A 7,151-nucleotide genomic window follows, 5' to 3' on the forward strand; every position below is an offset into this window, starting at 1 on the left:
CCGGAACACCTCACCGAACAAGCGGCGACAGCGGATGCGCTCGGCTTCCACCTCCGGATCGACCGGCTCGGCGATGAAGGCGTAGGCCAGGCCGGGGCCGGCCAGCGCCCGCCGGACGAAGGCGGTGATCGCCCGGCGCAGGCGCTCGGGGGCGGGCAATGGCTCGGCGGCAATGGCTTCAAAGATGCGCAGTTCGTGCTCGACCGCGGCGGTGAGCACCTCCACGAACAGCTCGGCCTTGGACGGGAAGTGGCGGTAAATCAACCCGGTGGAGACCCCGGCCTCCGCCGCCACGGCGGTCACCGGGGCGTTGCGGTAGCCGCCGGCGGCCACCAGCGCACGGGTCGCCAGCAGGATCCGTTCGCGGGCCCCGGCGAGGCGTTCTTCCATCAGTGCGGAGCGTTTGTAGGCCATTTGTTGATTCTATGTTCAATTTTTGAATTTGTGTTCACTTCTTCTGCAAACCCCGCTACGCTGGGCCAAATCGCCCGCGGGACGGTCCTTGCCGTCCACCTCAACCGGCGCGTCCCTTCCAGCTGTTGCGGAGTCGCCCCATGCACGTCCCGACCATGAATTTCGATCTCGGCGAAGAGATCGACCTGCTGCGCCAGAGCGTGGCCCATTTTGCCTCGGTGGAAATCGCGCCGCTGGCGGCCCAGGCCGATGAAGAGAACCTGTTCCCCAATGCGCTGTGGCGCAAGCTCGGCGAGCAGGGCCTGCTCGGGCTGACCGTGGAGGAAGAATACGGCGGCAGCGGCATGGGTTACCTGGCCCACGTGGTGGCGATGGAAGAAATTTCGCGCGTCTCCGGCAGCATCGGCCTGTCCTACGGCGCGCACTCCAACCTGTGCGTGAACCAGCTGCGCAAGAATGGCACCGAAGACCAGAAGCAGCGCTTCCTGCCCGGCCTGTGCAGCGGCGAGAAGGTCGGTGCGCTGGCGATGAGCGAACCCGGCGCCGGCTCGGACGTGGTGTCGATGAAGCTGCGCGCCGACAAGCGTGGCGACCACTACGTGCTCAACGGCAACAAGATGTGGATCACCAACGGCCCCGATGCGGACGTGCTGGTGGTCTACGCCAAGACCGACCTGGAGGCCGGTGCCAAGGGCATCACCGCGTTCCTGGTGGAGAAGGGCATGAAGGGCTTCTCCACCGCGCAGAAGCTGGACAAGCTGGGCATGCGTGGCTCCAACACCTGCGAGCTGGTGTTCGAGGACTGCGAAGTGCCGGAAGAGAACGTGCTGGGCGCGGTCGGCGGCGGCGTCAACGTGCTGATGTCCGGCCTGGATTTCGAGCGCGTGGTGCTGTCCGGTGGCCCGCTGGGGCTGATGGCCGCGGCCATGGACGTGGTGATGCCCTACGTGCACGAGCGCAAGCAGTTCGGCCAGGCCATCGGCACCTTCCAGTTGATGCAGGCCAAGCTGGCCGACATGTACGTGGGCCTCAACGCCTGCCGCGCCTATGTGTATGCGGTGGCGCGCGCCTGCGACCAGGGCCGCACCACCCGCCAGGACGCCGCCGGTGCGATCCTGTACTCGGCCGAGAAGGCCACCTGGCTGACCGGCCAGGCCATCCAGGTACTGGGCGGCAACGGCTACATCAACGACTACCCGACCGGGCGTTTGTGGCGCGATGCCAAGCTGTATGAAATCGGCGCGGGCACCTCGGAGATCCGCCGCATGCTGATCGGCCGCGAACTGTTCCAGCGCACCAAGTAAGGGCACGCCATGACCGTCTTGAGCACCCAGCTGCAACCGGGCAGCGAACTTTTCGACGCCAACCGCGCTGCGTTGCAGGCGGTGGTCGATGACCTGCGCAGCACCCTGGCGCGCACCGCGCTGGGTGGCAGCGAGGCCGCCCGCGCCAAGCACACCGCGCGCGGGAAGCTGCTGGTGCGCGATCGCATCGATGCCCTGCTTGATCCGGGCAGTGCCTTCCTGGAAATCGCGCCGCTGGCCGCGCACGGCATGTACGGCGATCCGATCCCCAGTGCCGGCGTGGTGGCCGGCATCGGCCGGGTGTCGGGCGTGGAATGCGTGATCGTGGCCAACGATGCCACGGTCAAGGGCGGCACCTACTACCCGATGACGGTCAAGAAGCATCTGCGCGCGCAGGAAGTGGCCGAGCAGAACCGCCTGCCGTGCATCTATCTGGTCGATTCGGGCGGTGCGTTCCTGCCGCTGCAGGACGAGGTCTTCCCCGACCGCGATCATTTCGGYCGGATCTTCTACAACCAGGCCAACCTGTCAGCGCAGGGCATTCCGCAGATTGCCTGCGTGATGGGCAGCTGCACCGCCGGTGGCGCCTACGTGCCGGCGATGAGCGATGAAACGGTCATCGTGCGCGAACAGGGCACCATCTTCCTCGGCGGTCCGCCGCTGGTGAAGGCGGCAACCGGCGAAGTGGTCACTGCCGAAGAACTCGGCGGCGCAGACGTGCACACGCGCATCTCCGGCGTTGCCGACCACATGGCCGACAACGACCTGCAGGCGCTGGCCCGGGTCCGCGCGATCATCGCCCAGCTCAACTGGCGCAAGCCCGAGCCGGCCCTGGCCGTGCAGGCCCCGGTTGAACCGCGCTACCCGGCCAGTGAGCTGTATGGCGTGATTCCCGCCGACACCCGCAAGCCCTACGACGTGCGCGAAGTGATCATGCGCATCGTCGACGATTCGCGATTCGACGAATTCAAGCCGCGCTACGGCGCCACCCTGGTCACCGGCTTCGCGCACCTGCACGGCTACCCGGTGGGCATCATCGCCAACAACGGCATCCTGTTCTCCGAGTCCGCGCTGAAGGGCGCGCACTTCATCGAACTGTGCACCCAGCGCGGCATCCCGCTGGTATTCCTGCAGAACATCACCGGCTTCATGGTCGGCCGCAAGTACGAACACGGCGGCATCGCCAAGGACGGCGCCAAGCTGGTAATGGCGGTGGCCTGCGCGAAGGTGCCCAAGTTCACCGTGGTGATCGGCGGCTCGTTCGGCGCCGGCAACTACGGCATGTGCGGCCGCGCCTACTCGCCCAACTTCCTGTGGATGTGGCCGAACGCGCGCATCGGCGTGATGGGCGGCGAGCAGGCCGCCAGCGTGCTGGCCACGGTCAAGCGCGACGGCATCGAAGCCAAGGGCGGGCAGTGGTCGGCCGAGGACGAGGACGGCTTCAAATCCCCGATCCGCGACCAGTTCGAGCAGCAGGGCCACCCGTATTACGCCAGCGCGCGGTTGTGGGACGACGGCGTGATCGATCCGGCCGATACGCGCCGCGTGCTGGGCCTGGCCTTGTCGGCCAGCCTCAACGCGCCGGCGCAGAAGACCGCGTTCGGTGTGTTCCGCATGTAAGGCACGCGCGGCACCGCGAGGTGCCGCCCCCTGCTCCGCCATTGGCCCGCGCCACGAGACCTCCATGTTCACCAAGATCCTGATCGCCAACCGCGGCGAAATTGCCTGCCGTGTCATCGCAACCTGCCAGCGCCTGGGCATCGCCACCGTGGCGGTGTACTCCGACGCCGACCGCAACGCGCGCCACGTGCGCCTGGCCGACGAGGCCATCGCGATCGGCCCGGCGCCCGCACGCGAGAGCTACCTGCGCGGCGACGCCATCCTGGAGGCCGCACGTCGCACCGGCGCGCAGGCGATCCACCCCGGCTACGGCTTCCTGTCCGAGAACGCCGGCTTCGCCAAGGCCTGTGCCGAGGCCGGCATCGTGTTCATCGGCCCCTCGGCCGACGCGATCCGCGCGATGGGTGACAAGAGCGCGGCCAAGGCGCTGATGCACAAGGCCGGCGTGCCACTCACGCCCGGCTACCACGGCGACGACCAGGCTCCGGACTTCCTGCGTGCCCAGGCCGATGCGATCGGCTACCCGGTACTGATCAAGGCCAGCGCCGGCGGCGGCGGCAAGGGCATGCGCCGCGTCGACGCCAGTGCCGACTTCATCGACGCGCTGGCCAGCTGCCAGCGCGAGGCGCAGTCGGCGTTCGGCAATGCGCATGTACTGGTGGAGAAATACGTCGAGCGTCCGCGCCATATCGAGATCCAGGTGTTCGGCGACAGCCACGGCAACGTGGTCTACCTGTTCGAGCGCGACTGCTCGGTGCAGCGCCGCCACCAGAAGGTGCTGGAAGAAGCCCCCGCCCCGGGCATGACGCCCGAGCGTCGCGCGGCGATGGGCAAGGCCGCCGTCGATGCGGCGCGCGCGGTCAACTATGTCGGTGCCGGCACGGTGGAATTCATCGCCGCGCCGAACGGCGATTTCTTCTTCATGGAAATGAACACCCGCCTGCAGGTGGAGCACCCGGTCACCGAGTGCATCACCGGCACCGACCTGGTGGAATGGCAGCTGCGTGTGGCCAGCGGTGAACCGCTGCCGCTGCAGCAGGAGCAGCTGCAGATCCGCGGCCATGCGCTGGAAGCGCGCCTGTACGCCGAAGACGCCGACCGCGGCTTCCTGCCGTCCACCGGCACCCTGCACCACCTGCGACTGCCGTCGGGCAGCGCGCATGTCCGCGTGGACGCCGGTGTCGAGCAGGGCGATGCGATCACCCCGTTCTACGACCCGATGATCGCCAAGCTGATCGTCTGGGACGTGGACCGCGATGCCGCGCTGCGCCGCATGCAGCAGACCCTGGCCGAGTGCGAAGTGGTCGGCGTGACCACCAATGCCGCGTTCCTGCGCCGGTTGGTGATGACCGATTCGTTCGCCACCGCCAACCTGGACACCGCGCTGATCGAGCGCGAGCAGGTTGCGCTGGCACCCAACGCGGACAATAGCGATCCGGCCTTGTGGGCGATGGCCGCCATTGCCGCGATCAGCAGCCAGGGTGCGGCCCGCATCGACGCGCGTGACCCGCATTCGCCCTGGCAGCAGCAGGACGGCTGGCGACTGGGTGCACGTGCACCGCGCACGTTGACGCTGGAGCACCGCGGCACCCAACAGTCGGTGACGGTGCAGCAGCAGGACGGCGCGTGGTCGGTGACCGTCGGCGATGCGCGCGTGATCGCCCACGGCGGCCTCGAGGGCGATGCCCTGCGCGTGCAGAGCGGTGATGCACTGCACCGCGCCCGCGTGGTGCGTGATGGCGATGCGCTGTATCTGTTCGGCAGCGAAGGCGCGCAGCGCTTCACCCTGCACGATCCGGTCAGCGAAGCGAACCAGGGCGTCGCCGACGCCGGCAGCCTGCTCGCGCCGATGCCCGGCCGCATCGTCGCCACGTCGGTGGCTCCGGGCACGAAGGTCAAGCGCGGCGCGCCGCTGCTGGTGCTGGAAGCGATGAAGATGGAGCACACCCTGCAGGCGCCGGCCGATGGCGTGGTGCAGGGGTACCGGGTGAAGGCGGGCGATCAGGTGGGGGATGGAGCGGTGCTGGTGGATTTCGAGGCGGAGTAAGCGTTACTGCCGGTGGGCCAAGCATCCAGTAGTGTGCGGCTGAGGCGTCTGATTCTTCGCGTTGTGCAACCCAGCCAGCGGTGCACGGTCGATGGATCAATCCCCGACCGCGCCCAACGCTACGTCTGCTGCACCGCCGAGAGTGCTTCCACACATGACCATCACACTTCTGGACCGCCCGTGCGCGGACGATGTCTTCCGCGCCCGGTTTGTGCCACAGCCAACGCAGGCGTGCCGATAGATAGGCCTGGCTTGGAATACCGATGCATACATGCCCCGACTGGCTGTGCATGAGCAACCTCGCCAGCATGGCGGAAATGCAACTGGCTCGAGACGCCTTGGTGAACTATCCGTCCAGCCACAGGGCCGCGATGACCGTGGTATTTCCGTTTGAAGCTGGGCAGGTCCACAGAGTCATCAAATAGCACCTCTGCTGTTCTGAGCGCATCGCGCTACACGCCTCAAGAGCCGTAGATCTGCTTCGCCGTCCAGCATCCTGGCAGCGCAGTAGATTGTTCCTGTCAGGCCCGGTCCGTCGACACCCATACACGCCCCACCGGATCCAACTCGGCGGTGGTCATGGCCTCGGCGCGCCAACCAAATCCGCACACGGCCAGCACCCCGTCAACCATCGGATCGAAACCAAGCAATCCCTCGATCTCGGATTCGTTGATGGCGGCGGTGACAAAGGCACCGAGCCCCTGCGCCGTGGCGGCGGTGTACAACGCCTGCGAGACATGCCCGACATCCAGGGTGACGGCGCGGTATGCCTTGACATGATTGCGGTACTTCCAGAAGTTGCGGCCAAACCGGCAGACCAGAACCACCATGACATGCGCGGAGGCGAACCAGTACTGCCCCGACAGCAGGCGCAGGCATAGCGCGTCCAGGTCGTCGGGTTGGGTGGTTTGGCGTCCCAGCTCGTGTGCGATGGCGTGATAGTGATAGATACCCGGCGAGAGTCCCTCCACATCCCGAGCGATGACGTAGGCCTCCAAAGGGTGGAGGCTTCCTGCCGACGGCACGTTCTTCTTCAGGAATCGCACGCCCGGCTCGGTCTCCACCTGGGCCTGCGCCATCAGTACGTTCTGCAGCATGCCGGCCAGCATGCTCAGTGGCACCGGGCGATCACGCGCGTAGTTGCGGCAGGTAGTGCGGCCTGCGAGCAGTTCTGCGACGGCGTCCGGCGCTGGCCGTGGGAGTGCTATGGCACCAGACACCCGGGCGGGTGCCTCGGCAGGCGGCTTGCCCAACTGCTGGACCAGCTCCTGCGCGGTGACCAGCCGGTTTTTCTCCATCTCGCCGGCGCTGTCTACGCCCGACCAGCGGGAGTGCCGGTGATGGATCGCGGAAAGCGCCCACCAATGCCCATCACGCACACGCTGATCGGCCTGCCTCGCCGCGACCGGCTCACCCCGCTCGGTGATCAGCAGACCTACGTCCCGCAATCCCAGCACCAAGGCAAGCTCCTCGGGCTCCTCGGGAAATGCCTGCCACTGTTCCGCACTGCTCTGAAGGAGGAACATGCAGGCGGGGACCGCCAAGGCAACAGGTTCGTCCAGATGGGCTGCGCGCACCAGCAAGCGGCGTTCGAACCCGATGCCTGTGCCACCTGCCAGCAAGTTGTCGAGCGAGAACACCGGCTGCTCATCTGGGAGGACGGCCACGGCGTAACACCGACGATACCTTGAGATGTTCATGCGTATCCTGCTGGCTGAAGGTCTGGCCGATTTTCAAAGATACCGAATCGGGATGCACATGGATAT

5 protein-coding genes are annotated in these 7,151 nt (G+C 66.9%); 3 read left to right on the top strand and 2 right to left on the bottom strand.

Annotation, left to right across the window (positions count from 1 at the left end):
* Positions 1–414: TetR/AcrR family transcriptional regulator (locus ACXJKH_RS11695; RefSeq protein WP_457319563.1), on the bottom strand; the 414-nt coding region annotated here is incomplete at its 3' end.
* 140 nt (positions 415–554) lie between these two features.
* On the opposite strand from ACXJKH_RS11695, the gene ACXJKH_RS11700 reads away from it, so the two are divergent.
* The 3 genes from ACXJKH_RS11700 (at position 555) to ACXJKH_RS11710 (ending at position 5,385) form a co-directional block, all read left to right on the top strand.
* Positions 555–1,718 carry an isovaleryl-CoA dehydrogenase gene (locus tag ACXJKH_RS11700; RefSeq protein WP_457319564.1) on the top strand — a complete coding sequence of 388 codons (1,164 nt, stop codon included), beginning with the start codon at positions 555–557 and terminating at the stop codon, positions 1,716–1,718.
* Positions 1,719–1,727: 9 nt separating this feature from the next.
* Positions 1,728–3,338, top strand: coding sequence for a carboxyl transferase domain-containing protein (locus tag ACXJKH_RS11705; protein WP_256775251.1), 1,611 nt, complete (start codon positions 1,728–1,730; stop codon positions 3,336–3,338).
* A gap of 64 nt (positions 3,339–3,402) precedes the next feature.
* Complete coding sequence (locus ACXJKH_RS11710; protein ID WP_457319565.1) at positions 3,403–5,385, top strand: acetyl/propionyl/methylcrotonyl-CoA carboxylase subunit alpha; 1,983 nt, start codon at positions 3,403–3,405, stop codon at positions 5,383–5,385.
* Between the two features lie 521 nt (positions 5,386–5,906).
* Here the strand turns inward: ACXJKH_RS11710 and ACXJKH_RS11715 are convergent.
* Positions 5,907–7,085, bottom strand: coding sequence for a putative peptide maturation dehydrogenase (locus ACXJKH_RS11715; RefSeq protein WP_256775253.1), 1,179 nt, complete (start codon positions 7,083–7,085; stop codon positions 5,907–5,909).
* Positions 7,086–7,151 lie beyond the last annotated feature (66 nt).

The organism is Stenotrophomonas sp. P5_B8, assembly GCF_054049855.1.